The following is a 25,155-nucleotide window of genomic DNA, read 5'->3' on the forward strand; positions in this document are numbered from 1 at the left end:
GAATTACCTCGGCCGCTGTGGAGCGCTGTTCTTTTCGCAGCTCGGCGGCAAGATTACGCGGCAGAGCGGCCCATGGCCCGGCCATGGCTGCGAGTATGAGCGGTTGTTACTCACCAGTCAATAGCCCTGACGTGCCCGGTAGTTACAGCTCCAGCACCCTTCGAGTGGCGGAGTGCTCACCTGGGTGACAACTTCCCGCCGCCCCCTTTCCCGTTCCTGGCATATGTCTGACGACTTGCCCGAGAGGGCGAAAGATCCGTTGCATGCCCCCCGAAACGAACCCTAGCTTCGCCTGGTCGAATTCCAGAGAACCGCGAACCAGGGACGGAACCGGACATGAGAGCTGCACTTTCCCGTATTTCCCGAGCCTGTGCGACGGTCGCGCTGGCGGTCACCGGTCTGGCCGCCGCGAGCGCGGCGCCGGCCGGAGCGTCCGAGGCGGGAACCGCCGCCACGCTCCCCGTGGAGACCCACTTCAGCTCAGGCTTCCTCGCCGGTTTCCTCAAACCCGGCGAGGCCCCGCCCGGGGCGAACGACTTCTCGTGCCGCTCCACGGCCCACCCCAACCCGGTGGTCCTGGTGCACGGAACGATGGAGAGCATGAACGACAACTGGCGGGGAGCGGCGCCGCTGCTCGCCAACGAGGGCTACTGCGTCTTCGCCTTCACCTACGGCGGTACGACCCCGACTTCCCCGATCCAGGGCACCGGCAAGCTGGAGGAGGGCGCGGCGGGGCTGGCCTCGTTCGTCGAGCGCGTGCGGACCGCGACCGGCGCGCCCAAGGTCGACCTCGTCGCCCACTCCCAGGGCGGCCTGACCTCGCGCTACTACCTCAAGAACCTCGGCGGCACGGGAAGGGTCGACCGCCTGGTCGCGCTGTCGACTCCCCACCACGGTACGACCCTTGACGGCCTCACCGAGCTCAGCCGCACGCTCCACATCCTGGAGCCCATGAACGAGTTCGTCGTCGGCCCGGCGTGCCCCGCGTGCCTGGAGCAGGAGGTCGGCTCCGACTTCCTCAAGGCGCTGAACGCGGGCGGCGAGACGGTGCCGGGGGTGACCTACACGAACATCGCGACGAAGTTCGACGAGGTCACCACCCCGTACACGTCGGCGTTCCTGGCCGCCGGGCCGCACGTCACCAACATCACCGTGCAGGATCAGTGCGTGCTCGACGGTACGGATCACACGGAGATCTCGTACGACCCGATCGCGCTCACGCACGTCCTGAACGCGCTCGACCCGGCGCATCCCCGGGCGATCCCGTGCCAGGTGGTACTGCCGGTCACGGGCCCGCTGCTCTGACGGGAGCCGTCAGAGGGTCCGGACGAAGGCGGTGAAGGCGGCGGGGCTGATGGTGAAGGCCCCGCCGTCGGGGTTCTTGGAGTCGCGAACGGCGATGCGGTGGGGCTGGGTGGCGATTTCTACGCATTCGCCGCCGGTGTCTGCGCTGTACGACGACTTCTGCCAGGCGGCGGCGCCGAGGGGGGCGCACTCGACGCACTGACCACCGGTGTCGCCACTGTAGGACGACTTACGCCAGACGGCGCCCGTCAGGTGCTGGTTGGTCCCCATACCGTTCCTCCAATACGCGCGCGATCAGTGCCGCCGAATCCTCCACGGAGAGCGAGGCGGCCTGCAAGTGATCGTAACGGAGTGAACCCTCCCTGATAGCTTGCGGGTTGGCCGTCATGTGCCCCGAGATGAAGTCCTCCGTGTAGACCAAGTCCGGGTCATCATCGAAGCGCAGAAGGTTGAACGAGCCCATCAGGCCGGCGTGCTGACCAGCCTTGAAAGGCAGCACCTGCAACTTCACCCACTCCCGGTTCCTGTTCAGGTCCAGCAGGTGCTGAAGCTGCTCTCGCATGACCTTGCCGCTGCCGATCTCCTGGTGGAGAACAGCCTCGCTCATGACCACCCAGATCAGTGGGGGCGTCTCGCGGTCCAGGATCCGTTGGCGTTCCATGCGGGCTTCGACGCGCGCGTCGATGTCGCCGTCGTCCCGGACGCCGAGCACGGCGCGCGCGTAATCCTCGGTCTGCAACAGGCCATCCACCAACTGGGCGTGGAACGACGAGATGTATGCCGCCCTCGCCTCCATCTCCGCGTACTGCTGGAACCACACCGGCAGCTGGCTGCGCAGCACCAGCCCCACCAACCGCCCGAAGAACCCCTCCGTGAGGAGCGCCGCGTCCAAGCGCTCGGAGATGTCCCTGGTCGGCACCTTCCGCGCCGTTTCGATCTGGCCGACGAGCGATGCCGCGCAGAAGATGCTGGCGCCCAGCTGCTCCTGCGTCATTCCGCCCGCTTCGCGCTTGCGGCGCAGCTCGGAACCGTAGTAGTCCAGCGGTGAGGCGCTGGGATCGAGGTCTCGGATGTTGACCATGACGAAGGGTCACCCCCAACCGTATGTGTGGGCCTGAATTTTCGGCCCGTAGCCGAGCGTAAGCAGATGACCGCACCCTGGTGGCGTGAATCACGCAACTCACTCTTCCGAGGCGGAAGTTGGAGGGCGCTACGGCATGAACCTCACCGTGGGCGACCACTCCGCACGGCACTTACGCCGGATCCTCCGCCAGTATCTGGCCAACTGGTCGATGACCGAGATGGCCGACGACGCCGAGCTGGCGCTGACCGAGCTCATGGCGAACGTCGTACGCCATGTGCCCGGCCGGCAGTGCCAGGTGGTGATATTCGCGCGGTCGGGCGTACTCCGGGTGGAGCTCACGGACGACTGCCCGAAGCTGCCCGTGATGCCCGTCCACCCCGACCAACTGGCCGAATCAGGGCGGGGGTTGCTCATTGTGGCGACGGTGGCGGACCGGTGGGGGGTCGTGCCGCACGTGTGGGGCGGGAAGACGGTGTGGTTCGAGTGCGGCACGCGGGGCGAGGGCTAGCGGAAGCCGCCCATCGCGTCCCGTACCTCGTCGAGCGTCACCTCCGCGATGGCGTTGGCGCGTTTGTTGCCCTCGCGGAGGACCTCTCGTACGTACGAGAGGTCGCGGACGTACTCGGCCCGGCGGGCCCGGAGCGGGGCGAGGTAGGTGTTGACGGCCTCGGTGACGGTCCGCTTCAGCGCCGCGGCGCCGCCGTCGCCGATCTCGGCGGCGACGGCGTGCGGGTCGCGGTCCTGGCAGAGGGCGGCGAGCTGGACGAGGCCGGAGACGCCGGGGCGGCTGTCGGGGTCGTAGGTGATGCGCCGGTCCGCGTCGGTGGTGGCGCGGCGGATGAGGGCGGCGGTCTCGTCGGGGGTGGCGCCGAGGGGGATGGAGTTGCCCCGGCTCTTGCTCATCTTGGTGCCGTCCGTGCCGAGGAGGAGGGGCGTTGCGGAGAGCAGCGCCTCGGGCTCCGGGAAGACGTGCCCGTAACGGTCGTTGAAGCGGCGGGCGATGGTGCGGGTGAGTTCGAGGTGGGGGACCTGGTCCTGGCCCACGGGGACGAGGTCGGCCTTGCAGAAGAGGATGTCGGCGGCCTGGTGGACGGGATAGGTGTACATCAGGCCGCTGACCGCCGACTGGCGCGAGTGCGCGATCTCGTCCTTGACGGTGGGGTTGCGGCCGAGCTCTGCGATGGAGACGAGGCTGAGGAAGGGGAGGAGGAGCTGGTTGAGGGCGGGGACGGCGCTGTGCGTGAAGACGGTGGAGCGGGTGGGGTCGAATCCGGCGGCGAGGTAGTCGACGACAAGGTTCTCGGTATGGGTGACCAGGTCCTCGGCGACGTCCCGGTCGGTGATCACCTGGTAGTCCGGGATGACGAGCAGCAGCTCCACGCCTTCGTTCTGGAGGCGGACGCGGTTGTGGAGGGTGCCGAAGTAGTGGCCGAGGTGGAGGGGGCCGGTGGGGCGGTCGCCGGTGAGGATGCGGGGCGCTGCGCTGGGCATGGGGTGAGCCTCTCTGGGGGTTCGGTGGACGGGCGGTCGTCGGGGACGGCCGGGGTCCGGGACCAGAGGGGTCCGGGCATGCGAAAGGGCCGTCCGTGTCGAACGGCCCTTGATCGTGCGTGCAGATGGGGTGGCCGCTCCTAGGAGGAGCGCCACCAGCTGAGATGCGTCTGCATCTGCGTCTGCTGCTGCACGGAAGTCATACGAGGAGTGTAAGGGGGGCGCGGGTCCCGAGGGGAGGGACTTCCGGCCGTTCCTCGCTTCCCTGCTTCCTTACTTGTGGGCGTGCTCACCCACGTAGAAGAGGAGCCAGACGAAGCCGGCGAAGAGGTGGGTGCCGAAGATGTAGAACCCGGCGCGCAGCGCGATGCCGCGTTCCTTGCTCTTCTCGGTGTCCTCGGCCACAGGGGCGCTCCTCGGGTGGTGGGCGTCCCGTCCAGGGTACGGGGCCCGCCCGAGGCCGAGACGGGCTCCTGATGTCACTTCAGGTGCCCCGGCATAGCGTTCACTCTCGACCCATTGCAACGACACCATGTCGAATGTTGCATTAGATTCAGATCCATTGCAATGAAAATGTGGCTGTGAGCTGCTGAAATGCCGCTCCCGCGCAACGATTGTGTTGCCAGATCTTCGAACGCAACGTAGCTTTTCGCTCATCAGAAACGACGAGCTGAAGGACAGCACCTTGCAGAAGTTCATCACCACCGCCCCGATCTCCGCCGTTCTCGACATCCCCGCCGGGCGCGTCCAGTTCATCGCCGCCGACCGGGCGGACACCACGGTCGAGATCCGCCCCGCGAACGCCTCCAAGAGCCGCGACGTGAAGGCGGCCGAGCTCACCACGGTCGGATACGTCGACGGCGTCCTGCGGGTCGATGCCCCGTCGGCGAAGAACCGGGTCCTCGGGAACTCCGGTTCCGTCGAGGTGACGGTCCAGCTGCCCACCGGCTCCCACGTCGAGGTGACGGCGGCGGCCACCGAGTTCCGGGCCGTCGGACGGTTCGGTGACGTCACCTTCGACGGCGCGTACGGCACGGTCAAGATCGACGAGGCCGCGAGCGTCCGCCTCACCGCCCACGACAGTGACGTCCTGGTCGGCCGCCTCGGCGGCCCCGCCGAGATCAGCACCCAGAAGGGCGCCATCCGGATCACCGAGGCGACGCGCGGCACGGTGGTGCTGCGCACCCAGGCGGGCGACATCGCGGTCGGCGCCGCGGCGGGCGCCTCCGCGTCCCTGGACGCGGGCACCGGCTACGGCCGGATCGAGAACGCGCTCAAGAACGCCGGGGGTGCGGAGACGCTGGACATCCACGCGACCACGTCGTACGGGGACATCTCGGCGCGCAGCTTGTGAGGCAGCTTCAGGTGGACGGGGACGCGATCGCGCGGGCCGCTCGGACCTCCTGGCGGAGGGGGCCGAGTACGCCCTCCTCCGGGCCCGTCAGGGACGCGCGTACCTCCACCAGGGTGGCGGAGGCCCGGAGTCCGGCCGCCAGCGCGCGCAGCTCCCGCGCCGCCTCCGCGACCTCGGAGGCGGGGGGAGGCGGCGCCCCGTGGTTGACCCGTACCCGCCCCGCCGTCGTCGCGTCGACGATCCGCTCCACCGCCACCACCAGCGGCCACCACGCCGCCGCCCGCGCCCCCGTCGGCGGCGGCTCGGTCAGGGCGCGCTGGAACTCGGAGCGCACCACCGACAGGTCGCGGTAGATGCGGCGGCGGCGCCGGACCCGTTCCCCCTGGTCCTCGCCGTCCGAGGCGAACGCGCACTCCACGTACGCCGCCGCCTCCTCCACCGCGTCCGCCAGCCGGTCCCCGATCCGGGTGTGCCAGCTCTCCGGCCACAGCAGATAGCCCGCCACCAGCGCGATCCCGCAGCCGATCAGGCTGTCCCACAGGCGCGGCAGCACCAGGCCGAAACCCTGGTGGTTCAGGACGTCGGAGAGGAGCAGGATCACCGGGGTGATCGCCGCCGTCTGGAAGGCGTAGCCCTTCGCCGAGAACGCCGGGATCAGGGCCGCGAGCACCACCATCACCGGCACGTCCCACCACCCGCGCGGCACCTCCGCCAGCACGGCCGCCGCCGTGACCAGGCCGACCGCCGTCCCCAGCGCCCGCAGCACCGCGCGCGAGAACACCGACCCGAAGTCCGGCTTGAGGACGAACGTGACGGTCAGCGCCACCCAGTACGAGCGCGGCACCGCCACCAGCGACACCAGCGCCTGGGCGAGCCCGATGCAGAGCGCGAGCCGCAGCCCGTACCGCCAGGACGCCTGCGAGAACAGCACGTTGCGCGTGCCCCGCCGCAGCCGGATCCGCAGCGCCGCCGGGCGCCCGAGCCGGTCGTCGACGTTGTACGGGTCGGGGTCGGGCTTGTGGACCACCACGGCCGCGTGCCGCAGCGCCGCGTCCACCGCCCGCTCCGACGGCTTGGCGGGCTCGGGGAGCGCCAGGTCCGGCACCGGGCCCGTGCGCGCCTGCTCCACCGCTGTCGCCAACTCCCGTACGGCGGACGGGATCTCGGGCGGAAGCGGCCGTCCCCTCAGATGCGCCGCCGGGGCCGCCTCCACCAGCGGGATCACCACGTTCAGCTGCGCCAGCAGCCGCACCAGCGGGCTGCGCCGTCCGTGGTCGCGGGTGCGGCGCGCAAGCACCAGGTCGTACGCCGTGTTGAGCGACTGCGTGACCGTCTGCCGTCTGGCGTCGTACGCCGGGGTGCCCGCCGCCTCCAGCAGATCGGCCACCGCCCGGTAGGTCGCGGCGACGGCCGCCCGCTCCGGGACCCGGTTGCGCAGCGGCCAGCCGAGCAGGGTGAGCAGCAGGACGAAGAGCCCGCCGAGGGTGAGCAGCAGCGGCGCCTTCCACCACGGCGACGGCATCGGCAGCCCGGCGCCGACCACCGCGTTCAGCAGGAGCAGCAGCCCGGACACGGAGGCCACGGCGCCGATGGACGAGATCATTCCGGAGACGAGGGCGACCAGGGTGAGCGCGGCGACCGCGAGCCAGCCCTCGCCGTACACCAGGGTGCCGAGCGTGACGCCGATCGCGCCGAAGAGCTGCGGCACGGCGATGTTGAAGACCCGCATCCGGTACGCGTCGGCGGTGTCGCCGATGACTCCGGAGAGGGCGCCCATGGACACGAGTGCGCCGTACGTGGGCTGGTCGGTGGCGAAGCCGACGGCGAGGGGGGCCGCGAGGCCGATTCCGGCGCGGGCAACTGCGGGCCACACGATCGGGGTGCTCTGTGGGCGCAGCCCGCTGACCAGCCACTCGGGCGGCGCCAGCCGCACCCGTCCCCGGCCGGCCGGGGCGTTGTCCACGTTTGGCTGTGCGCGCATGGCATCAGTATGCGATCACGGTGAATGGGACGTTTCGGGCGGGGCGCCCGTACACAATGGATCTTCGCCCGGTACTTCACGTGCGGCCCGGTGGTCGGCTGGTCGCGCAGTTCCCCGCGCCCCTTTTGGGCCCGGCCTTCACCTGCCGCCTTGTCGGCCTGCGCCTCGGCGTACCCGCGCACCGACATGGCGGAGATCTCGTCGATGTGCGCGAACACCGCCTCCGCGAGCAGCACGACCTGGTCGGCCCCCACCCCGGCCCGCCGCGCCGCGCGCGCGTAGCGCCGCCAGGCGACGCGGGCGCCCAGCCGGTACGCGGCCTGGAGCGCGTCCAGGCTGCGGCCCTCGGCGAACTCCCCGCGCCCCAGCACCCAGTAGACCCGCCACCGGTCCTCGCCCCGGTCACCGGGCGGGACGTCGCCGCCGCCTTCCACGAGGTCCGCGAATTCGGCGAGTGCGGTTTCCACTCCCATCTGGATTCCGTGCCGGAATTTCCCGTGCAGCGGCCGGGAGAATTCCGGCACGTGCTGTCTTATCTGTCGAATTACCTCGGCCGCTGTGGAGCGCTGTTCTTTTCGCAGCTCGGCGGCAAGATTACGCGGCAGAGCGGCCCATGGCCCGGCCATGGCTGCGAGTATGAGCGGTTGTTACTCACCAGTCAATAGCCCTGACGTGCCCGGTAGTTACAGCTCCAGCACCCTTCGAGTGGCGGAGTGCTCACCTGGGTGACAACTTCCCGCCGCCCCCTTTCCCGTTCCTGGCATATGTCTGACGACTTGCCCGAGAGGGCGAAAGATCCGTTGCATGCCCCCCGAAACGAACCCTAGCTTCGCCTGGTCGAATTCCAGAGAACCGCGAACCAGGGACGGAACCGGACATGAGAGCTGCACTTTCCCGTATTTCCCGAGCCTGTGCGACGGTCGCGCTGGCGGTCACCGGTCTGGCCGCCGCGAGCGCGGCGCCGGCCGGAGCGTCCGAGGCGGGAACCGCCGCCACGCTCCCCGTGGAGACCCACTTCAGCTCAGGCTTCCTCGCCGGTTTCCTCAAACCCGGCGAGGCCCCGCCCGGGGCGAACGACTTCTCGTGCCGCTCCACGGCCCACCCCAACCCGGTGGTCCTGGTGCACGGAACGATGGAGAGCATGAACGACAACTGGCGGGGAGCGGCGCCGCTGCTCGCCAACGAGGGCTACTGCGTCTTCGCCTTCACCTACGGCGGTACGACCCCGACTTCCCCGATCCAGGGCACCGGCAAGCTGGAGGAGGGCGCGGCGGGGCTGGCCTCGTTCGTCGAGCGCGTGCGGACCGCGACCGGCGCGCCCAAGGTCGACCTCGTCGCCCACTCCCAGGGCGGCCTGACCTCGCGCTACTACCTCAAGAACCTCGGCGGCACGGGAAGGGTCGACCGCCTGGTCGCGCTGTCGACTCCCCACCACGGTACGACCCTTGACGGCCTCACCGAGCTCAGCCGCACGCTCCACATCCTGGAGCCCATGAACGAGTTCGTCGTCGGCCCGGCGTGCCCCGCGTGCCTGGAGCAGGAGGTCGGCTCCGACTTCCTCAAGGCGCTGAACGCGGGCGGCGAGACGGTGCCGGGGGTGACCTACACGAACATCGCGACGAAGTTCGACGAGGTCACCACCCCGTACACGTCGGCGTTCCTGGCCGCCGGGCCGCACGTCACCAACATCACCGTGCAGGATCAGTGCGTGCTCGACGGTACGGATCACACGGAGATCTCGTACGACCCGATCGCGCTCACGCACGTCCTGAACGCGCTCGACCCGGCGCATCCCCGGGCGATCCCGTGCCAGGTGGTACTGCCGGTCACGGGCCCGCTGCTCTGACGGGAGCCGTCAGAGGGTCCGGACGAAGGCGGTGAAGGCGGCGGGGCTGATGGTGAAGGCCCCGCCGTCGGGGTTCTTGGAGTCGCGAACGGCGATGCGGTGGGGCTGGGTGGCGATTTCTACGCATTCGCCGCCGGTGTCTGCGCTGTACGACGACTTCTGCCAGGCGGCGGCGCCGAGGGGGGCGCACTCGACGCACTGACCACCGGTGTCGCCACTGTAGGACGACTTACGCCAGACGGCGCCCGTCAGGTGCTGGTTGGTCCCCATACCGTTCCTCCAATACGCGCGCGATCAGTGCCGCCGAATCCTCCACGGAGAGCGAGGCGGCCTGCAAGTGATCGTAACGGAGTGAACCCTCCCTGATAGCTTGCGGGTTGGCCGTCATGTGCCCCGAGATGAAGTCCTCCGTGTAGACCAAGTCCGGGTCATCATCGAAGCGCAGAAGGTTGAACGAGCCCATCAGGCCGGCGTGCTGACCAGCCTTGAAAGGCAGCACCTGCAACTTCACCCACTCCCGGTTCCTGTTCAGGTCCAGCAGGTGCTGAAGCTGCTCTCGCATGACCTTGCCGCTGCCGATCTCCTGGTGGAGAACAGCCTCGCTCATGACCACCCAGATCAGTGGGGGCGTCTCGCGGTCCAGGATCCGTTGGCGTTCCATGCGGGCTTCGACGCGCGCGTCGATGTCGCCGTCGTCCCGGACGCCGAGCACGGCGCGCGCGTAATCCTCGGTCTGCAACAGGCCATCCACCAACTGGGCGTGGAACGACGAGATGTATGCCGCCCTCGCCTCCATCTCCGCGTACTGCTGGAACCACACCGGCAGCTGGCTGCGCAGCACCAGCCCCACCAACCGCCCGAAGAACCCCTCCGTGAGGAGCGCCGCGTCCAAGCGCTCGGAGATGTCCCTGGTCGGCACCTTCCGCGCCGTTTCGATCTGGCCGACGAGCGATGCCGCGCAGAAGATGCTGGCGCCCAGCTGCTCCTGCGTCATTCCGCCCGCTTCGCGCTTGCGGCGCAGCTCGGAACCGTAGTAGTCCAGCGGTGAGGCGCTGGGATCGAGGTCTCGGATGTTGACCATGACGAAGGGTCACCCCCAACCGTATGTGTGGGCCTGAATTTTCGGCCCGTAGCCGAGCGTAAGCAGATGACCGCACCCTGGTGGCGTGAATCACGCAACTCACTCTTCCGAGGCGGAAGTTGGAGGGCGCTACGGCATGAACCTCACCGTGGGCGACCACTCCGCACGGCACTTACGCCGGATCCTCCGCCAGTATCTGGCCAACTGGTCGATGACCGAGATGGCCGACGACGCCGAGCTGGCGCTGACCGAGCTCATGGCGAACGTCGTACGCCATGTGCCCGGCCGGCAGTGCCAGGTGGTGATATTCGCGCGGTCGGGCGTACTCCGGGTGGAGCTCACGGACGACTGCCCGAAGCTGCCCGTGATGCCCGTCCACCCCGACCAACTGGCCGAATCAGGGCGGGGGTTGCTCATTGTGGCGACGGTGGCGGACCGGTGGGGGGTCGTGCCGCACGTGTGGGGCGGGAAGACGGTGTGGTTCGAGTGCGGCACGCGGGGCGAGGGCTAGCGGAAGCCGCCCATCGCGTCCCGTACCTCGTCGAGCGTCACCTCCGCGATGGCGTTGGCGCGTTTGTTGCCCTCGCGGAGGACCTCTCGTACGTACGAGAGGTCGCGGACGTACTCGGCCCGGCGGGCCCGGAGCGGGGCGAGGTAGGTGTTGACGGCCTCGGTGACGGTCCGCTTCAGCGCCGCGGCGCCGCCGTCGCCGATCTCGGCGGCGACGGCGTGCGGGTCGCGGTCCTGGCAGAGGGCGGCGAGCTGGACGAGGCCGGAGACGCCGGGGCGGCTGTCGGGGTCGTAGGTGATGCGCCGGTCCGCGTCGGTGGTGGCGCGGCGGATGAGGGCGGCGGTCTCGTCGGGGGTGGCGCCGAGGGGGATGGAGTTGCCCCGGCTCTTGCTCATCTTGGTGCCGTCCGTGCCGAGGAGGAGGGGCGTTGCGGAGAGCAGCGCCTCGGGCTCCGGGAAGACGTGCCCGTAACGGTCGTTGAAGCGGCGGGCGATGGTGCGGGTGAGTTCGAGGTGGGGGACCTGGTCCTGGCCCACGGGGACGAGGTCGGCCTTGCAGAAGAGGATGTCGGCGGCCTGGTGGACGGGATAGGTGTACATCAGGCCGCTGACCGCCGACTGGCGCGAGTGCGCGATCTCGTCCTTGACGGTGGGGTTGCGGCCGAGCTCTGCGATGGAGACGAGGCTGAGGAAGGGGAGGAGGAGCTGGTTGAGGGCGGGGACGGCGCTGTGCGTGAAGACGGTGGAGCGGGTGGGGTCGAATCCGGCGGCGAGGTAGTCGACGACAAGGTTCTCGGTATGGGTGACCAGGTCCTCGGCGACGTCCCGGTCGGTGATCACCTGGTAGTCCGGGATGACGAGCAGCAGCTCCACGCCTTCGTTCTGGAGGCGGACGCGGTTGTGGAGGGTGCCGAAGTAGTGGCCGAGGTGGAGGGGGCCGGTGGGGCGGTCGCCGGTGAGGATGCGGGGCGCTGCGCTGGGCATGGGGTGAGCCTCTCTGGGGGTTCGGTGGACGGGCGGTCGTCGGGGACGGCCGGGGTCCGGGACCAGAGGGGTCCGGGCATGCGAAAGGGCCGTCCGTGTCGAACGGCCCTTGATCGTGCGTGCAGATGGGGTGGCCGCTCCTAGGAGGAGCGCCACCAGCTGAGATGCGTCTGCATCTGCGTCTGCTGCTGCACGGAAGTCATACGAGGAGTGTAAGGGGGGCGCGGGTCCCGAGGGGAGGGACTTCCGGCCGTTCCTCGCTTCCCTGCTTCCTTACTTGTGGGCGTGCTCACCCACGTAGAAGAGGAGCCAGACGAAGCCGGCGAAGAGGTGGGTGCCGAAGATGTAGAACCCGGCGCGCAGCGCGATGCCGCGTTCCTTGCTCTTCTCGGTGTCCTCGGCCACAGGGGCGCTCCTCGGGTGGTGGGCGTCCCGTCCAGGGTACGGGGCCCGCCCGAGGCCGAGACGGGCTCCTGATGTCACTTCAGGTGCCCCGGCATAGCGTTCACTCTCGACCCATTGCAACGACACCATGTCGAATGTTGCATTAGATTCAGATCCATTGCAATGAAAATGTGGCTGTGAGCTGCTGAAATGCCGCTCCCGCGCAACGATTGTGTTGCCAGATCTTCGAACGCAACGTAGCTTTTCGCTCATCAGAAACGACGAGCTGAAGGACAGCACCTTGCAGAAGTTCATCACCACCGCCCCGATCTCCGCCGTTCTCGACATCCCCGCCGGGCGCGTCCAGTTCATCGCCGCCGACCGGGCGGACACCACGGTCGAGATCCGCCCCGCGAACGCCTCCAAGAGCCGCGACGTGAAGGCGGCCGAGCTCACCACGGTCGGATACGTCGACGGCGTCCTGCGGGTCGATGCCCCGTCGGCGAAGAACCGGGTCCTCGGGAACTCCGGTTCCGTCGAGGTGACGGTCCAGCTGCCCACCGGCTCCCACGTCGAGGTGACGGCGGCGGCCACCGAGTTCCGGGCCGTCGGACGGTTCGGTGACGTCACCTTCGACGGCGCGTACGGCACGGTCAAGATCGACGAGGCCGCGAGCGTCCGCCTCACCGCCCACGACAGTGACGTCCTGGTCGGCCGCCTCGGCGGCCCCGCCGAGATCAGCACCCAGAAGGGCGCCATCCGGATCACCGAGGCGACGCGCGGCACGGTGGTGCTGCGCACCCAGGCGGGCGACATCGCGGTCGGCGCCGCGGCGGGCGCCTCCGCGTCCCTGGACGCGGGCACCGGCTACGGCCGGATCGAGAACGCGCTCAAGAACGCCGGGGGTGCGGAGACGCTGGACATCCACGCGACCACGTCGTACGGGGACATCTCGGCGCGCAGCTTGTGAGGCAGCTTCAGGTGGACGGGGACGCGATCGCGCGGGCCGCTCGGACCTCCTGGCGGAGGGGGCCGAGTACGCCCTCCTCCGGGCCCGTCAGGGACGCGCGTACCTCCACCAGGGTGGCGGAGGCCCGGAGTCCGGCCGCCAGCGCGCGCAGCTCCCGCGCCGCCTGACCCGTACCCGCCCCGCCGTCGTCGCGTCGACGATCCGCTCCACCGCCACCACCAGCGGCCACCACGCCGCCGCCCGCGCCCCCGTCGGCGGCGGCTCGGTCAGGGCGCGCTGGAACTCGGAGCGCACCACCGACAGGTCGCGGTAGATGCGGCGGCGGCGCCGGACCCGTTCCCCCTGGTCCTCGCCGTCCGAGGCGAACGCGCACTCCACGTACGCCGCCGCCTCCTCCACCGCGTCCGCCAGCCGGTCCCCGATCCGGGTGTGCCAGCTCTCCGGCCACAGCAGATAGCCCGCCACCAGCGCGATCCCGCAGCCGATCAGGCTGTCCCACAGGCGCGGCAGCACCAGGCCGAAACCCTGGTGGTTCAGGACGTCGGAGAGGAGCAGGATCACCGGGGTGATCGCCGCCGTCTGGAAGGCGTAGCCCTTCGCCGAGAACGCCGGGATCAGGGCCGCGAGCACCACCATCACCGGCACGTCCCACCACCCGCGCGGCACCTCCGCCAGCACGGCCGCCGCCGTGACCAGGCCGACCGCCGTCCCCAGCGCCCGCAGCACCGCGCGCGAGAACACCGACCCGAAGTCCGGCTTGAGGACGAACGTGACGGTCAGCGCCACCCAGTACGAGCGCGGCACCGCCACCAGCGACACCAGCGCCTGGGCGAGCCCGATGCAGAGCGCGAGCCGCAGCCCGTACCGCCAGGACGCCTGCGAGAACAGCACGTTGCGCGTGCCCCGCCGCAGCCGGATCCGCAGCGCCGCCGGGCGCCCGAGCCGGTCGTCGACGTTGTACGGGTCGGGGTCGGGCTTGTGGACCACCACGGCCGCGTGCCGCAGCGCCGCGTCCACCGCCCGCTCCGACGGCTTGGCGGGCTCGGGGAGCGCCAGGTCCGGCACCGGGCCCGTGCGCGCCTGCTCCACCGCTGTCGCCAACTCCCGTACGGCGGACGGGATCTCGGGCGGAAGCGGCCGTCCCCTCAGATGCGCCGCCGGGGCCGCCTCCACCAGCGGGATCACCACGTTCAGCTGCGCCAGCAGCCGCACCAGCGGGCTGCGCCGTCCGTGGTCGCGGGTGCGGCGCGCAAGCACCAGGTCGTACGCCGTGTTGAGCGACTGCGTGACCGTCTGCCGTCTGGCGTCGTACGCCGGGGTGCCCGCCGCCTCCAGCAGATCGGCCACCGCCCGGTAGGTCGCGGCGACGGCCGCCCGCTCCGGGACCCGGTTGCGCAGCGGCCAGCCGAGCAGGGTGAGCAGCAGGACGAAGAGCCCGCCGAGGGTGAGCAGCAGCGGCGCCTTCCACCACGGCGACGGCATCGGCAGCCCGGCGCCGACCACCGCGTTCAGCAGGAGCAGCAGCCCGGACACGGAGGCCACGGCGCCGATGGACGAGATCATTCCGGAGACGAGGGCGACCAGGGTGAGCGCGGCGACCGCGAGCCAGCCCTCGCCGTACACCAGGGTGCCGAGCGTGACGCCGATCGCGCCGAAGAGCTGCGGCACGGCGATGTTGAAGACCCGCATCCGGTACGCGTCGGCGGTGTCGCCGATGACTCCGGAGAGGGCGCCCATGGACACGAGTGCGCCGTACGTGGGCTGGTCGGTGGCGAAGCCGACGGCGAGGGGGGCCGCGAGGCCGATTCCGGCGCGGGCAACTGCGGGCCACACGATCGGGGTGCTCTGTGGGCGCAGCCCGCTGACCAGCCACTCGGGCGGCGCCAGCCGCACCCGTCCCCGGCCGGCCGGGGCGTTGTCCACGTTTGGCTGTGCGCGCATGGCATCAGTATGCGATCACGGTGAATGGGACGTTTCGGGCGGGGCGCCCGTACACAATGGATCTTCGCCCGGTACTTCACGTGCGGCCCGGTGGTCGGCTGGTCGCGCAGTTCCCCGCGCCCCGGAAGGGGCCGGATTTCCCCTGCGGGCCGTGGGTGGTTGCTCGCGCAGTTCCCCGCGCCCCGGAAGGGGCCGGATTTCCCCTGCGGGCCGTGGGTGGTTGCTCGCGCAGTTCCCCGCGCCCCGGAAGGGGCCGGATTTCCCCTGCGGGCCGTGGGTGGTTGCTCGCGCAGTTCCCCGCGCCCCTTAGGGGGTGCGCCGTAGCCGGAGAACCCAGCTCAGCCACGGGCTTTTAGGGGCGCGGGGAACTGCGCGGCCAGCCCCCACCGGGCCGCAGGTGAAGTCCTGCGCCGTGGGGGCCCACTCGGGCCCGAGCCGCACGTCCCCTCAGGGGCGCGGGGAACTGCGCGAGCAACCCTCCACGGGCCGCAGGTGGACGAGGGTTTTCAGGGGCGCGGGGAACTGCGCGGTCAGCCGGTCACCGGGTCGCAGGTGAAGCGCGCCCTTCGGGGTGAATCTTTATCCACAGGGTGTGGATAAAGATTCACCCGGCACGACCGCTACGGCACGAACAGCGTCTTGCCCCGCGCCCCTGAAAACCCTCGTCCACCTGCGGCCCGTCCCGTCCCACCGTCGTCCTGGTCCACGGCGCCTTCGCCGACGCCTCCAACTTCGCCCGCGTCATCCCCGACCTGATCGCCGCCGGCGTGGAGGTGGCGGCCCCGGCGGTGCCCAACCGCGGCCTCGTCGAGGACGCCGCGTACATCGCCTCGGTGGTACGTGCCGTCGACGGCCCCGTGATCCTGGTGGGGCACTCCTACGGCGGCGCCGTCGTCACCCTCGCCGGAACGCAGGACAACGTCCGTGCACTGGTGTACGTGGCGGGTACGCGCTGGAGGAGGGCGAGAGCCTGGGCGAGCTGCAGGGCCGCTTCCCCGACTCCGGCCTCGCCGACGCGCTCGTCCACACCCCGTTCCCGGTGGCCGGCTCCACGGAGAGCGGCACCGACGTCTCGGTGGCGGTCGACCGGTTCCCCGCCCTGTTCGCCGCGGACGTCGACCCCGGCCTCGCCGCGGTGCTCGCCGTCTCTCAGCGCCCTCTGGCCGCACGTGCCTTCACCGAGGCGGCGCCTGTCGCCGCGTGGAAGACCAAGCCCTCGTGGGGTCTGGTGGCCTCCAGTGACCGCACGATCAACCCCGATGTGGAGCGCTACGGCTATGAGCGCGCCGGGATGACCACCGTCGAGGTCGACTCCTCCCACCTGGTCATGCTGGCCCATCCCAAGGCCGTGGTGGAGCTGATCCAGGACGCGATCCGGTCCACCGCCCACGGGCCCGATCAGGCCGACTCGAACGATTAGTCGATGTTGTTCGAGCGCTGGTAGCTTCTGATCGCCCCCGAGCCTCGGCGGGCGATCGGAGGAGATCCACCCATGAGGTTCGGCGTGAGGACCGCGCTCGCCGTCATCGCCGTTGCCGCCCTCGGCGCCGGCTGTGGTGTCTCCCAGGACAGCGCTTCGCGGTCACACCCCACCGCGGACTGCGGCTCATACGCCCGGTACGGCAAGCACTCCGGCACCAAGGTCACCGTCTACGCGGAGAACCGGGACCGGGAAGCCGACCTGTTCGAAGAGACGTGGGCGGACTTCGCGCACTGCACGGGAATCGACGTGCAGTACGAGGGGGACGGGGAGTTCGAGGCGCAGATCCAGCTTCGGGTCGATGGCGGGAGCGCGCCCGACATGGCGTTCTTTCCCCAGCCCGGCCTCCTGGAGCGCTTCGCGCGGGCGGGGAAGCTCAAGCCCGCGAGCGCCGGCGTCGTGGCCCTCGCGAAGCAGGGCTGGTCGGCCGACTGGAACAGCTACGCGACCGTGGACGGCACCCTCTACGGCACGCCGTTGGTCGCGAACGTGAAGTCGTTCGTCTGGTACTCCCCGAAGTTCTTCCGCGACCGGGGACTGAGCGTTCCCCGCACGTGGTCCGAGCTGATGGCGGTGACGGAGAAGGTCGCGGCGTCGGGTGTCAAGCCGTGGTGCGCGGGCATTGAGTCCGCCGAGGCGACCGGCTGGCCCGTGACGGACTGGATCGAGGACGTCCTGCTGCGCCAGCAGGGCACCAAGGTCTACGACCAGTGGGTCACCCACAAGATCCCGTTCAATGACCCGCGGGTGATCCAGGCCATGGACACCGTGGGGTCCATCCTCAAGAACGACCGGTACGCCAACGGCGGTTTCGGCCCGGCCCGGTCGATGGCGTCGATCTCCTACCAGGAGGCCGGCACACCGATTCTCGCCGGCGACTGCGCGATGCACCGCCAGGCCTCGTTCTACGCCGATCTGTGGCCGAAGGGCACGAAGATCGGACCGGACAAGGACGTCTACGCCTTCCTGATGCCAGGATCCGGGCCGGCCGGCCACCCCGTACTGGGCGGCGGGGTGTTCACCGCGGCGTTCGCCGACCGCCCCGAAGTGCGGGCGTTCCAGGAGTATCTGTCCTCCGCGGACTTCGCGAACGCACGCATGAAGAAGGGCCCTTTCGTCTCGGCGAACCGGGGCGTGGATCCGGCGAACGCCGCGACCCCGGTCGACAGGCTCTCCATCCAGCTGCTCCAGGATCCCAAGGCACAGTTCCGGTTCGACGGTTCGGACCTGATGCCGGCGTCGGTCGGCGCCGGGACGTTCTGGAAGGGATCCGTCGACTGGATCGGCGGCGCGAGCACCCGCCAGTTCGCCGACTCCGTCGAACGGTCCTGGCCGAGCCGCTGATGTCGTTCGACACCGTCGCCCAGCAGCCCAAGCTGCTGTACCTGCTCCAGGGCGTCGCCGTCTTCGCGGCGGTGGTCTGCCTGCTCCTGCTGGTGCTGCACCGGGGGCGGGTACGCAGAAGGTCCGCGGCCCTGATCCTGCTGGCTCCCGCGCTGCTGCTACTCATGGTGGGTCTGCTCCTGCCCGCTCTGCGCACCCTCATGCTGTCGTTCACCGGCCGTGGGGGAGAGGCATGGGCCGGGTGGGACAACTACCAGTGGCTTTTCACTGACCCCCAGGCGCTGGTGGCGCTGCGCAACACCGTGGCGTGGGTGGTGCTCGTGCCGCTGACGGCGACCGCCGTCGGTCTCCTGTACGCGGCGGCCGTCGTACGGTCGCGGTTCAGAGCGTTCGCGCTGTCCCTCGTCCTGATGCCGATGGCGATCTCCTTCGTCGGCGCCGGTGTCGTCTGGAAGTTCGTCTACGCCTACCGCCCCGGGCAGGTCGGGCAGATCGGGCTGCTGAACGAGGTCGTCGTCGCGTTCGGCGGCGAACCGCGGCAGTGGCTCGCCGACTCGCCCTGGAACGTCCTGTTCCTCATCGTGGCGATGGTGTGGACCCAGGCGGGCTTCGCGGCCGTCCTGCTGGCCGGCGCGATCAGGGCCGTTCCCGGTGAGCTGATCGAGGCGGCCCGACTCGACGGTGCCTGTGCCCGGCAGATCTTCTGGCGGATCACCATGCCGTCGATCAGACCCACGCTGATCGTCGTGGTCCTCGCCCAGGCGATCGGCACCCTCAAGGCCTTCGACATCGTCAAGACCATGACCGGCGGACAGTTCGACACGGACGTCATCGCCCACGACATGTACAACCAGGCCTTCCGCTACGGCGAAACGGGCCACGGCGCGGCGCTTGCCGTACTCCTCTTCGTCCTCGTCACCCCCTTCGTCGCCTACCAGGTCCGGGCGCGGCGGAGGGCGGGGTGAGCGGCGTCCGGGAGCGACTGGCCTCCCGTGCCTTCACGCTGCTGGCCGTGGTGATCGCGGTCCTGTGGACGACACCGACCCTCGCTCTCCTGCTCTCCTCGTTCCGCCCCGAGCGGGAGATCAAGACGACGGGCTGGTGGACCGTGTTCGGTGCGCCGCACCTCACGCTCGACAACTACGGCGCGGTGCTGTCCGGCGGCGGGAACGGGTCGGGGCGGCTCGCGGAGTACTTCGTCAACTCCGTCGTCATCGCCGTTCCCTCGGTGCTGTTCCCGCTCGTGTTGGCCTTCTTCGCGGCGTACGCCCTGGCCTGGATCGACTTCAAGGGGCGCGACGCGCTCGTCGTCGGCATCTTCGCGCTCCAGGCCGTGCCGCTCCAGATGGCGCTCGTCCCCCTGCTGAAGCTCTTCTCCCAGGGCTGGCTGTTCCTGCCCGCCTGGCACCTCACCGGTCCCGCGCGGTTCGGCCAGGTCTGGCTCGCCCACACGGTCTTCGCGCTGCCGTTCGCGGTGTTCCTCCTGCACAACTTCCTGGCAGCGCTGCCCCGGGACCTGATCGAGGCCGCCCGTGTCGACGGCGCGTCGCACGGAACGCTGCTGCTGCGGATCGTGCTGCCGCTGGCCCGCCCGGCCCTGGTCACCTTCGCCATCATCCAGTTCATCTGGGTGTGGAACGACCTCCTGGTGGCACTGACCCTGTCGGGCGGAACGGCCGAGACCGCGCCGATGACGGTCAAACTGGCGAGCCTGGCCGGGACGTACGGCAACGAGTGGCAGCGGCTCACCGCAGGCGCCTTCGTGGCGGCGCTCGTCCCGCTGCTCGTCTTCTTCGCCCTGCAGCGGCACTTCGCACGGGGACTGCTCGCCGGATCGGTCAAGGGATGAGCTCCCACCGGGCCGAGGCGCAACGGGTGGCAGCGCCCGGGGGCGCGGGGGTGAGCCGGCCCGGGCTGCGGGGCCGCGAAGCCGAGCTGGAGCAGCTGCGCGCCCTGGTCGAGGCGGTGCGCGACGGCGGGGCAGGAGCGATCGCGCTCCTGCTGGGCGAGCCCGGCATCGGCAAGACCGTACTGCTGCAGGAAGCCGTCTCGCTCGCCCGGGCCCACGGATTCCTCGTCAGCCATGGACGCGCCGAAGAACTGCATGAGCTGGCACCGCTGGCCTCACTGGCCTCGGGCCTGCTGCACGGTGACCCGCCGCTGCTGGCCCGTACGGACTTCGCCGACCTCGCCGACCACCACGACCAGCGCATCTGGCTCGTCGAACGGCTGGCCCAGCTGATCGAGGAGCGCGCGGCGGGCACGCCCGTACTGATCGCGGTCGACGATGTCCAATGGGCCGACCCGCTGAGCCGGTTCGCCCTGAGCGTCATGCCGGCCCGGCTGCTCGGCTCCCCGGTCCTGTGGCTGCTCACGGGCAGGCAGGACCCGCACCTGTACGGGCAGGGGACGCGGGCGACGACCCTTGCTCTGCGTCCGCTGCCCGAGACGGCCCTGGCCGAGCTGGCACGCGACGTCCTGGGCGGGCAGGTGCCGGCGCGGGTCGCGGAGCTCCTCGACGGGGCGGGCGGCAACCCCTTCCTTGCGACCGAGATGCTCTCGGGCATCGCGGCGTCGGGCGCGGACGGGCCGAAACCGCCCGAGCGGCTGGTCCTCGGCGTGCGCGGCCGACTGGCCGAGCTGCGGCCGGACACCCTGCATTTCCTGCGGATCGGCTCGGTACTGGGCCGCGCGTTCTCCCTCGCGGACGCCGCCGCCCTGTGCGCCCGGCCCGCCTCCACACTCGGCGCCGCGGTGGACGAGGCCATCGCCGCAGCCCTCCTGCACGACGACGGCGAACGCCTCCTGTTCCGCCACGACCTGCTCCGGGAGGCTGTGTACGCCGACCTCACCCCCTCCGTACGCCGGGCGCTGCACCGGGAGGCCGCACGTCGGCTCGTCGCGGCAGGCCGGAGCTCCCTCGACGCGGTCCCGCATCTGCTCAAGAGCGCCGAACCCGGTGACATGGAGGCGATCGGACTGCTCGGCACGGCCGCCACGGACGTGATCGCCGTGATGCCCGACCTCGCCGCCGACCTGTCCGTACGGGCCCTGGAACTCGTACCGCCCCGGGCGCCCCTGCTGTTCGACGCGGGCGAGCGGGCCATCGTCGCGCTGACCCGCGCGGGCCGGTACACCCAGGCGCGGAAGACCGGCGACGCGCTGCTCGCACGGCAGCCGTCCCTGGATGTGTTCGCCCGTCTGCAGTGCGTACTGGGCGAAACGCTGTGGCACCTCGACGACGTCCACGAGCTGACCCGCCGCTCGACGGCGGCGCTGGCAGCCGTCACCGACCCGGTGATCCGGGCCCGGCTCACCGCCCGGCAGGCCCTGGCCCGTTCCCGCGGCCGCGACCTGGGGGCCGCTCGCGAGACCGGCGAACTGGCGCTCGTCGAGGCGGAGCGGGCCGGTGACCGCGAGGCCCGCGTCCTCGCGCTGTGGGGTCTGGGCGAGATCGCCCTCAATGGGGGCGACTGCGCCGCGGCCGTCGCCCACCACACGGCGCTGAGCGTGTTCGACACGGCCTTCCTTGCCGAGGAAGCCATCGCCCGGATCCACCTGGACGACTTCGACACCGTGGGGCGACTGCTGCGGACGGCGGGCGAGGCTCCCCTGCGCCCCGCGATGCTGATCTGGGCCCAGGCAACCTTGAACATGGGGCTGGGCCGGCTCGACGACGCGGACGCCGACTTCGTCACCGCCGAGCGGCTCGAAGCGGACCTCGGCGTGCCCGGCAACCTGGTCAACATCCGCGTCAACCGCGGTCTTCTCGCGCTGCTGCGTGGCGACCGCGAAGCCGCGCGGGAACACCTGGATGTCGTGCGGGCGACGGTGGCCGACCGGCCGAACACGGGCAATCACGCCACGCACCAGTACTTCGAGGCCGTCGTCGCCGATGCCGACGGCGACCACGCGGCAGCGGCCGAAGGGGTCCGCTCCGTGCAGCGGGACCACCCCTTCCTGCGGTGGCGGCTCCTGCGCCCCCATGTCGTCCAGGCCGTGCGGATCGCCCTGAGCGGCGGGGACCGGAAGCTGGCCGAGGACCTCGCGGCCCAGGCCGGCGAACACGCCGCCCGCAACCCCACCGTGGCGAGTGCCCAGGGGGCGGCCGCCCACGCGGCCGCCCTGGTGAGCGCCGACCACCAACTCCTGGAGCGTGCGGTCCGCATCCTCCTCACCGGCCCTGGGCCACTGCCCCTCGCCGCCGCGTCCGCCGACCTCGGGCGCGCGCTGCTGACCGTGGGCGACGCCGCTGCGACACCTGCCTTGACCAGGGCGTACGACATCTACGCCCAGGCGGGGGCCGACGCCGAGGCCGACCGGATCCGGGCCGATCTGGCACGGGCCACCAGCCGCCCCGGCCGGCGCACCAGAGGCCTGCGGCCACGCGCCGACCAGGGCTGGGACGCGCTCACGGACTCGGAACGCAAGGTGGCCCGGTTGATCGCCGCGGGTCACACCAACCGGTCGGCCGCACAGGCCCTCATCGTCTCCCCGCACACGGTCAACACCCATCTGGCGTCGATCTTCCGCAAGCTCGCGGTGCGCTCCAGGGTCCATCTGGCCCGGATCGTCCTCGTGGAAGACGACACCGCGACAGCCACCGGCGGCTGAGCAACCTCTGCGCCCCCGTGCAAGGTGCGGTGCGCGGGACGACAACAGCAGGCGCGGGAGCGGTCCTAGCGTGACGGGCACACCGCGCCGCTTCGACGCGCGGACCGTCGACCCGAATCGAGGAAGCACCCCCATGCCGTACATCACCGTGGGCCAGGAGAACACCAACCCCGTCGAGCTGTACTTCGAGGACCAGGGGGCCGGGCAGTCCGTCGTCCTCATCCACGGCTTCCCGCTCGACGGCCACTCCTGGGAGCGCCAGAGCGCCGCGCTGCTCGACGCCGGCTACCGCGTGATCACGTACGACCGGCGCGGCTTCGGGCAGTCCTCGCAGCCGACCACCGGATACGACTACGACACCTTCGCCGCCGACCTGAACACCGTCATGGAGACCCTCGACCTGAACGACGCCGTCCTCGTCGGCTTCTCCATGGGCACCGGCGAGGTCGCCCGCTACCTCTCCACCTACGGCTCGGGCCGGGTCGCCAAGGCCGCCTTCCTGGCCTCGCTGGAACCCTGCCTGCTCAAGAGCGACGACAACCCGCGGGGCGTTGCCCCGCAGGAGTTCTTCGACGGCGTCGTCGCCGCCGTCAAGGCCGACCGCTACGCCCACTACACGGCCTTCTTCAACGACTTCTACAACCTCGACGAGAACCTGGGCACCCGCATCAGCGAGGAGGCCGTCCGCCACAGCTGGAACACCGCGGCCCGCGGCGGCTCCTTCGCCGCGTCCGCCGCGCCGGCGACCTGGTACACCGACTTCCGCGCCGACATCCCCGCCGTCGACGTGCCGGCCCTGATCCTGCACGGCACCGCCGACCGCATCCTGCCGGCCGAGGGCACCGCGCGCCCCTTCCACAAGGCGCTTCCGTCGGCCGACTACGTCGAGATCGAGGGCGCCCCGCACGGACTGCTGTGGACCCACGCCGAGGAGGTCAACACGGCCCTCCTCGCCTTCCTGGCGAAGTGACGCCGAACCGTTGACCCGCCGGGGTGACACCGGATCCCCCGGCGTCACCCCGCCCCCCGGTTCCCGCGCTGGGAACCGGACGAGCTCAGGAGAGCAGACACCCCATGCAGTTCGGCATCTTCACCGTCGGGGACCTGACCCCCGACCCCACCGACGGTCGCACTCCGACCGAGAACGAGCGCATCAAGGCGATGGTCGCCATCGCGCTCAAGGCCGAGGAGGTCGGCCTGGACGTCTTCGCGACCGGCGAGCACCACAACCCGCCGTTCGTACCGTCGTCGCCGACCACCATGCTCGGCTACATCGCCGCCCGCACCGAGAAGCTGATCCTGTCCACATCCACGACGCTGATCACCACCAACGACCCGGTGAAGATCGCCGAGGACTTCGCGATGCTCCAGCACCTGGCCGACGGCCGGGTCGACGTCATGCTGGGGCGCGGCAACACCGGCCCGGTCTACCCGTGGTTCGGCCAGGACATCCGCCAGGGCATCAACCTCGCCAAGGAGAACTACACACTGCTGCGCCGGCTGTGGCGCGAGGACGTCGTGGACTGGGAGGGCACGTTCCGTACGCCGCTCCAGGCCTTCACCTCGACACCGCGGCCCCTGGACGGTGTCCCGCCCTTCGTGTGGCACGGATCCATCAGGTCCCCCGAGATCGCGGAGCAGGCCGCCTTCTACGGCGACGGCTTCTTCCACAACAACATCTTCTGGCCGGCCGACCACACCAGGCGCATGGTGCAGCTCTACCGGCGCCGGTTCGCGCACCACGGTCACGGCCGGCCGGAGGATGCCGTCGTCGGCCTGGGCGGCCAGGTCTTCATGCGCAAGAACTCCCAGGACGCCGTACGGGAGTTCCGCCCCTACTTCGACAACGCGCCGGTATACGGCCACGGCCCGTCGCTGGAGGACTTCACCGAGCAGACCCCGCTGACGGTGGGCTCTCCCCAGCAGGTCATCGAGCGGACTCTGTCGTTCCGGGAGAGCGTCGGCGACTATCAGCGCCAGCTGTTCCTGATGGACCATGCGGGCCTGCCCCTGAAGACCGTCCTGGAACAGCTCGACATCCTCGGCGAAGAGGTCGTGCCCGTGCTGCGGAGGGAATGCGCGAAGGGGCGTCCGGCCGATGTGCCGCAGGCTCCCACCCACGCGTCCCTGCGAGCCGCCCGCGAGGTGTCCGCCGCATGAAGCTGATCGTCCTCTCCGCAGGGCTGAGCACCCCCTCCTCCACCCGGCTGCTGGCCGACCGGCTGGCCGAGTCGGCCCGCGACGAACTCGCCGCCCGGGGCCAGGTGGCGTCGACCGACGTCGTGGAGCTGCGCGAGGTGGCCGGCGACATCGCCAACCACCTCGTGACGGGATTCCCGCCGCCGCGACTGAGCGCCGCCATCGAGGCGGTGACGGCGGCCGACGGTCTGATCGTGGTGACTCCCGTCTTCGCGGCTTCCTACAGCGGTCTGTTCAAGTCCTTCTTCGACGTGATCGATCCGGACGCCGTCACCGGGAAGCCTGTCCTGATCGCGGCGACGGGCGGCACCGCCCGCCACTCGCTGGCCCTGGAGCACGCCGTGCGTCCGCTCTTCGCCTATCTGCGTGCCGTCGTCGTCCCCACCGCCGTGTTCGCGGCCTCCGAGGACTGGGGCTCGGGCGGGGACGAGTACACCGAGGGCCTGCCCGGCCGCATCCGCCGGGCGGGCGCCGAACTCGCCGCGCTCATGGCGGCGCGCCCGGTCGCGGAGGAGCCCGAGGACGACGTCGCTGTCCTCGAACGGCAACTCGCCGACCTGCGCTTCGACTGAGACGGGCCCTGGGCC

General features: G+C 70.6%; 24 protein-coding genes and 2 pseudogenes. 16 read left to right on the plus strand and 10 right to left on the minus strand.

The window, feature by feature from the left end; genetic code table 11:
• The first annotated feature begins 336 nt into the window (after window positions 1-336).
• Window positions 337-1,305, plus strand: coding sequence for an esterase/lipase family protein (locus tag A8W25_RS15475; protein ID WP_067161854.1), 969 nt, complete (start codon window positions 337-339; stop codon window positions 1,303-1,305).
• Window positions 1,306-1,314: 9 nt separating this feature from the next.
• On the opposite strand, the gene A8W25_RS15480 is transcribed toward A8W25_RS15475, so the two are convergent.
• Together A8W25_RS15480 and A8W25_RS15485 are read right to left on the minus strand one after the other, a co-directional pair.
• Window positions 1,315-1,575 (minus strand): DUF397 domain-containing protein, encoded by a 261-nt coding sequence (locus tag A8W25_RS15480; protein ID WP_067161857.1) that lies wholly within the window; start codon window positions 1,573-1,575, stop codon window positions 1,315-1,317.
• Window positions 1,535-2,386: a helix-turn-helix domain-containing protein gene (locus A8W25_RS15485; RefSeq protein ID WP_067161859.1), complete on the minus strand. Its 852-nt coding sequence runs from the start codon at window positions 2,384-2,386 to the stop codon at window positions 1,535-1,537. Before A8W25_RS15485 ends, A8W25_RS15480 begins: the two co-directional genes overlap by 41 nt.
• A gap of 136 nt (window positions 2,387-2,522) precedes the next feature.
• Between A8W25_RS15485 and A8W25_RS15490 the strand changes: the two genes are divergently transcribed.
• Entirely contained in the window at window positions 2,523-2,897 is a 375-nt protein-coding gene (locus tag A8W25_RS15490) for an ATP-binding protein (protein WP_067161862.1), read from the plus strand.
• On the opposite strand, the gene trpS (A8W25_RS15495) is transcribed toward A8W25_RS15490, so the two are convergent.
• Entirely contained in the window at window positions 2,894-3,880 is a 987-nt protein-coding gene (gene trpS, locus A8W25_RS15495) for a tryptophan--tRNA ligase (protein ID WP_067161865.1), read from the minus strand. The genes A8W25_RS15490 and trpS (A8W25_RS15495) overlap by 4 nt on opposite strands.
• 273 nt (window positions 3,881-4,153) lie before the next feature.
• Window positions 4,154-4,285: a DUF6126 family protein gene (locus tag A8W25_RS34900; RefSeq protein ID WP_234386472.1), complete on the minus strand. Its 132-nt coding sequence runs from the start codon at window positions 4,283-4,285 to the stop codon at window positions 4,154-4,156.
• Window positions 4,286-4,565: 280 nt separating this feature from the next.
• On the opposite strand from A8W25_RS34900, the gene A8W25_RS15500 reads away from it, so the two are divergent.
• Entirely contained in the window at window positions 4,566-5,234 is a 669-nt protein-coding gene (locus tag A8W25_RS15500) for a DUF4097 family beta strand repeat-containing protein (RefSeq protein WP_067161866.1), read from the plus strand.
• Between the two features lie 7 nt (window positions 5,235-5,241).
• On the opposite strand, the gene A8W25_RS15505 is transcribed toward A8W25_RS15500, so the two are convergent.
• On the minus strand, window positions 5,242-7,215 hold the full coding sequence (locus A8W25_RS15505; RefSeq protein WP_079126108.1) for an FUSC family protein: 1,974 nt from the start codon (window positions 7,213-7,215) through the stop codon (window positions 5,242-5,244).
• 56 nt (window positions 7,216-7,271) lie between these two features.
• On the opposite strand from A8W25_RS15505, the gene A8W25_RS15510 reads away from it, so the two are divergent.
• A complete protein-coding gene (locus A8W25_RS15510) occupies window positions 7,272-7,880 on the plus strand; it encodes a hypothetical protein (protein ID WP_158942559.1) in 609 nt (202 codons plus the stop codon).
• A 212-nt stretch (window positions 7,881-8,092) separates the two neighbouring features.
• Complete coding sequence (locus A8W25_RS15515) at window positions 8,093-9,061, plus strand: esterase/lipase family protein (protein WP_067161854.1); 969 nt, start codon at window positions 8,093-8,095, stop codon at window positions 9,059-9,061.
• Between the two features lie 9 nt (window positions 9,062-9,070).
• Here the strand turns inward: A8W25_RS15515 and A8W25_RS15520 are convergent, their stop codons facing one another.
• Entirely contained in the window at window positions 9,071-9,331 is a 261-nt protein-coding gene (locus tag A8W25_RS15520) for a DUF397 domain-containing protein (protein WP_067161857.1), read from the minus strand.
• Entirely contained in the window at window positions 9,291-10,142 is an 852-nt protein-coding gene (locus A8W25_RS15525) for a helix-turn-helix domain-containing protein (protein ID WP_067161859.1), read from the minus strand. The genes A8W25_RS15520 and A8W25_RS15525 overlap by 41 nt, the downstream gene beginning before the upstream one ends.
• A gap of 136 nt (window positions 10,143-10,278) precedes the next feature.
• On the opposite strand from A8W25_RS15525, the gene A8W25_RS15530 reads away from it, so the two are divergent.
• Complete coding sequence (locus A8W25_RS15530) at window positions 10,279-10,653, plus strand: ATP-binding protein (protein ID WP_067161862.1); 375 nt, start codon at window positions 10,279-10,281, stop codon at window positions 10,651-10,653.
• On the opposite strand, the gene trpS (A8W25_RS15535) is transcribed toward A8W25_RS15530, so the two are convergent.
• Both trpS (A8W25_RS15535) and A8W25_RS34905 read right to left on the minus strand, forming a co-directional pair.
• Window positions 10,650-11,636, minus strand: coding sequence for a tryptophan--tRNA ligase (trpS, locus tag A8W25_RS15535; RefSeq protein ID WP_067161865.1), 987 nt, complete (start codon window positions 11,634-11,636; stop codon window positions 10,650-10,652). The two genes, A8W25_RS15530 and trpS (A8W25_RS15535), sit on opposite strands and share 4 nt — an antisense overlap.
• A 273-nt stretch (window positions 11,637-11,909) precedes the next feature.
• Complete coding sequence (locus A8W25_RS34905) at window positions 11,910-12,041, minus strand: DUF6126 family protein (RefSeq protein WP_234386472.1); 132 nt, start codon at window positions 12,039-12,041, stop codon at window positions 11,910-11,912.
• Window positions 12,042-12,321: 280 nt separating this feature from the next.
• Between A8W25_RS34905 and A8W25_RS15540 the strand changes: the two genes are divergently transcribed.
• Window positions 12,322-12,990 (plus strand): DUF4097 family beta strand repeat-containing protein, encoded by a 669-nt coding sequence (locus A8W25_RS15540; protein ID WP_067161866.1) that lies wholly within the window; start codon window positions 12,322-12,324, stop codon window positions 12,988-12,990.
• Window positions 12,991-12,997: 7 nt separating this feature from the next.
• Here A8W25_RS15540 and A8W25_RS15545 read toward each other — a convergent pair.
• Window positions 12,998-14,931: pseudogene (locus A8W25_RS15545) on the minus strand (FUSC family protein).
• Between the two features lie 752 nt (window positions 14,932-15,683).
• Here A8W25_RS15545 and A8W25_RS35710 point away from each other — a divergent pair.
• The 9 genes and pseudogenes from A8W25_RS35710 to A8W25_RS15585 form a co-directional block, all read left to right on the plus strand.
• Window positions 15,684-15,899: pseudogene (locus A8W25_RS35710) on the plus strand (alpha/beta fold hydrolase); the annotation flags it as partial.
• A 71-nt stretch (window positions 15,900-15,970) separates the two neighbouring features.
• Window positions 15,971-16,351: an alpha/beta fold hydrolase gene (locus A8W25_RS35715; protein ID WP_420708467.1), complete on the plus strand. Its 381-nt coding sequence runs from the start codon at window positions 15,971-15,973 to the stop codon at window positions 16,349-16,351.
• Window positions 16,352-16,423: 72 nt separating this feature from the next.
• Window positions 16,424-17,755 carry an ABC transporter substrate-binding protein gene (locus A8W25_RS15555; protein ID WP_067161872.1) on the plus strand — a complete coding sequence of 444 codons (1,332 nt, stop codon included), beginning with the start codon at window positions 16,424-16,426 and terminating at the stop codon, window positions 17,753-17,755.
• Entirely contained in the window at window positions 17,755-18,720 is a 966-nt protein-coding gene (locus tag A8W25_RS15560; protein WP_067161874.1) for a carbohydrate ABC transporter permease, read from the plus strand. The genes A8W25_RS15555 and A8W25_RS15560 overlap by 1 nt, the downstream gene beginning before the upstream one ends.
• Window positions 18,717-19,604: a carbohydrate ABC transporter permease gene (locus tag A8W25_RS15565; RefSeq protein WP_067161877.1), complete on the plus strand. Its 888-nt coding sequence runs from the start codon at window positions 18,717-18,719 to the stop codon at window positions 19,602-19,604. The genes A8W25_RS15560 and A8W25_RS15565 overlap by 4 nt, the downstream gene beginning before the upstream one ends.
• Window positions 19,601-22,369 carry an AAA family ATPase gene (locus A8W25_RS15570; RefSeq protein WP_079126110.1) on the plus strand — a complete coding sequence of 923 codons (2,769 nt, stop codon included), beginning with the start codon at window positions 19,601-19,603 and terminating at the stop codon, window positions 22,367-22,369. Before A8W25_RS15565 ends, A8W25_RS15570 begins: the two co-directional genes overlap by 4 nt.
• A 133-nt stretch (window positions 22,370-22,502) precedes the next feature.
• Window positions 22,503-23,339, plus strand: a complete 837-nt coding sequence (locus A8W25_RS15575; RefSeq protein WP_067161879.1) for an alpha/beta fold hydrolase — start codon at window positions 22,503-22,505, stop codon at window positions 23,337-23,339.
• Between the two features lie 104 nt (window positions 23,340-23,443).
• Window positions 23,444-24,529 carry an LLM class flavin-dependent oxidoreductase gene (locus A8W25_RS15580; RefSeq protein ID WP_067161881.1) on the plus strand — a complete coding sequence of 362 codons (1,086 nt, stop codon included), beginning with the start codon at window positions 23,444-23,446 and terminating at the stop codon, window positions 24,527-24,529.
• Complete coding sequence (locus A8W25_RS15585; protein ID WP_067161884.1) at window positions 24,526-25,140, plus strand: FMN reductase; 615 nt, start codon at window positions 24,526-24,528, stop codon at window positions 25,138-25,140. Before A8W25_RS15580 ends, A8W25_RS15585 begins: the two co-directional genes overlap by 4 nt.
• Window positions 25,141-25,155: the final 15 nt, after the last annotated feature.

This window comes from Streptomyces sp. ERV7 (genome assembly GCF_001653515.1).
Classification (GTDB): domain Bacteria; phylum Actinomycetota; class Actinomycetes; order Streptomycetales; family Streptomycetaceae; genus Streptomyces.

What these genes read in the sequence shown, in the direction of transcription:
- A8W25_RS15585 (WP_067161884.1), top strand. Translation starts at nt 24,526, where the DNA reads ATGAAGCTGATCGTCCTCTCCGCAGGGCTGAGCACCCCCTCCTCCACC.
- A8W25_RS15505 (WP_079126108.1), bottom strand. Translation starts at nt 7,215, where the DNA reads ATGCGCGCACAGCCAAACGTGGACAACGCCCCGGCCGGCCGGGGACGG.
- A8W25_RS15475 (WP_067161854.1), top strand. Translation starts at nt 337, where the DNA reads ATGAGAGCTGCACTTTCCCGTATTTCCCGAGCCTGTGCGACGGTCGCG.
- A8W25_RS15555 (WP_067161872.1), top strand. Translation starts at nt 16,424, where the DNA reads ATGAGGTTCGGCGTGAGGACCGCGCTCGCCGTCATCGCCGTTGCCGCC.
- A8W25_RS15560 (WP_067161874.1), top strand. Translation starts at nt 17,755, where the DNA reads ATGTCGTTCGACACCGTCGCCCAGCAGCCCAAGCTGCTGTACCTGCTC.
- trpS (WP_067161865.1), bottom strand. Translation starts at nt 11,636, where the DNA reads ATGCCCAGCGCAGCGCCCCGCATCCTCACCGGCGACCGCCCCACCGGC.
- A8W25_RS15485 (WP_067161859.1), bottom strand. Translation starts at nt 2,386, where the DNA reads ATGGTCAACATCCGAGACCTCGATCCCAGCGCCTCACCGCTGGACTAC.
- A8W25_RS15525 (WP_067161859.1), bottom strand. Translation starts at nt 10,142, where the DNA reads ATGGTCAACATCCGAGACCTCGATCCCAGCGCCTCACCGCTGGACTAC.
- A8W25_RS15490 (WP_067161862.1), top strand. Translation starts at nt 2,523, where the DNA reads ATGAACCTCACCGTGGGCGACCACTCCGCACGGCACTTACGCCGGATC.
- trpS (WP_067161865.1), bottom strand. Translation starts at nt 3,880, where the DNA reads ATGCCCAGCGCAGCGCCCCGCATCCTCACCGGCGACCGCCCCACCGGC.
- A8W25_RS15530 (WP_067161862.1), top strand. Translation starts at nt 10,279, where the DNA reads ATGAACCTCACCGTGGGCGACCACTCCGCACGGCACTTACGCCGGATC.
- A8W25_RS15480 (WP_067161857.1), bottom strand. Translation starts at nt 1,575, where the DNA reads ATGGGGACCAACCAGCACCTGACGGGCGCCGTCTGGCGTAAGTCGTCC.
- A8W25_RS15580 (WP_067161881.1), top strand. Translation starts at nt 23,444, where the DNA reads ATGCAGTTCGGCATCTTCACCGTCGGGGACCTGACCCCCGACCCCACC.
- A8W25_RS15570 (WP_079126110.1), top strand. Translation starts at nt 19,601, where the DNA reads ATGAGCTCCCACCGGGCCGAGGCGCAACGGGTGGCAGCGCCCGGGGGC.
- A8W25_RS15510 (WP_158942559.1), top strand. Translation starts at nt 7,272, where the DNA reads ATGGATCTTCGCCCGGTACTTCACGTGCGGCCCGGTGGTCGGCTGGTC.
- A8W25_RS15515 (WP_067161854.1), top strand. Translation starts at nt 8,093, where the DNA reads ATGAGAGCTGCACTTTCCCGTATTTCCCGAGCCTGTGCGACGGTCGCG.
- A8W25_RS15575 (WP_067161879.1), top strand. Translation starts at nt 22,503, where the DNA reads ATGCCGTACATCACCGTGGGCCAGGAGAACACCAACCCCGTCGAGCTG.
- A8W25_RS15520 (WP_067161857.1), bottom strand. Translation starts at nt 9,331, where the DNA reads ATGGGGACCAACCAGCACCTGACGGGCGCCGTCTGGCGTAAGTCGTCC.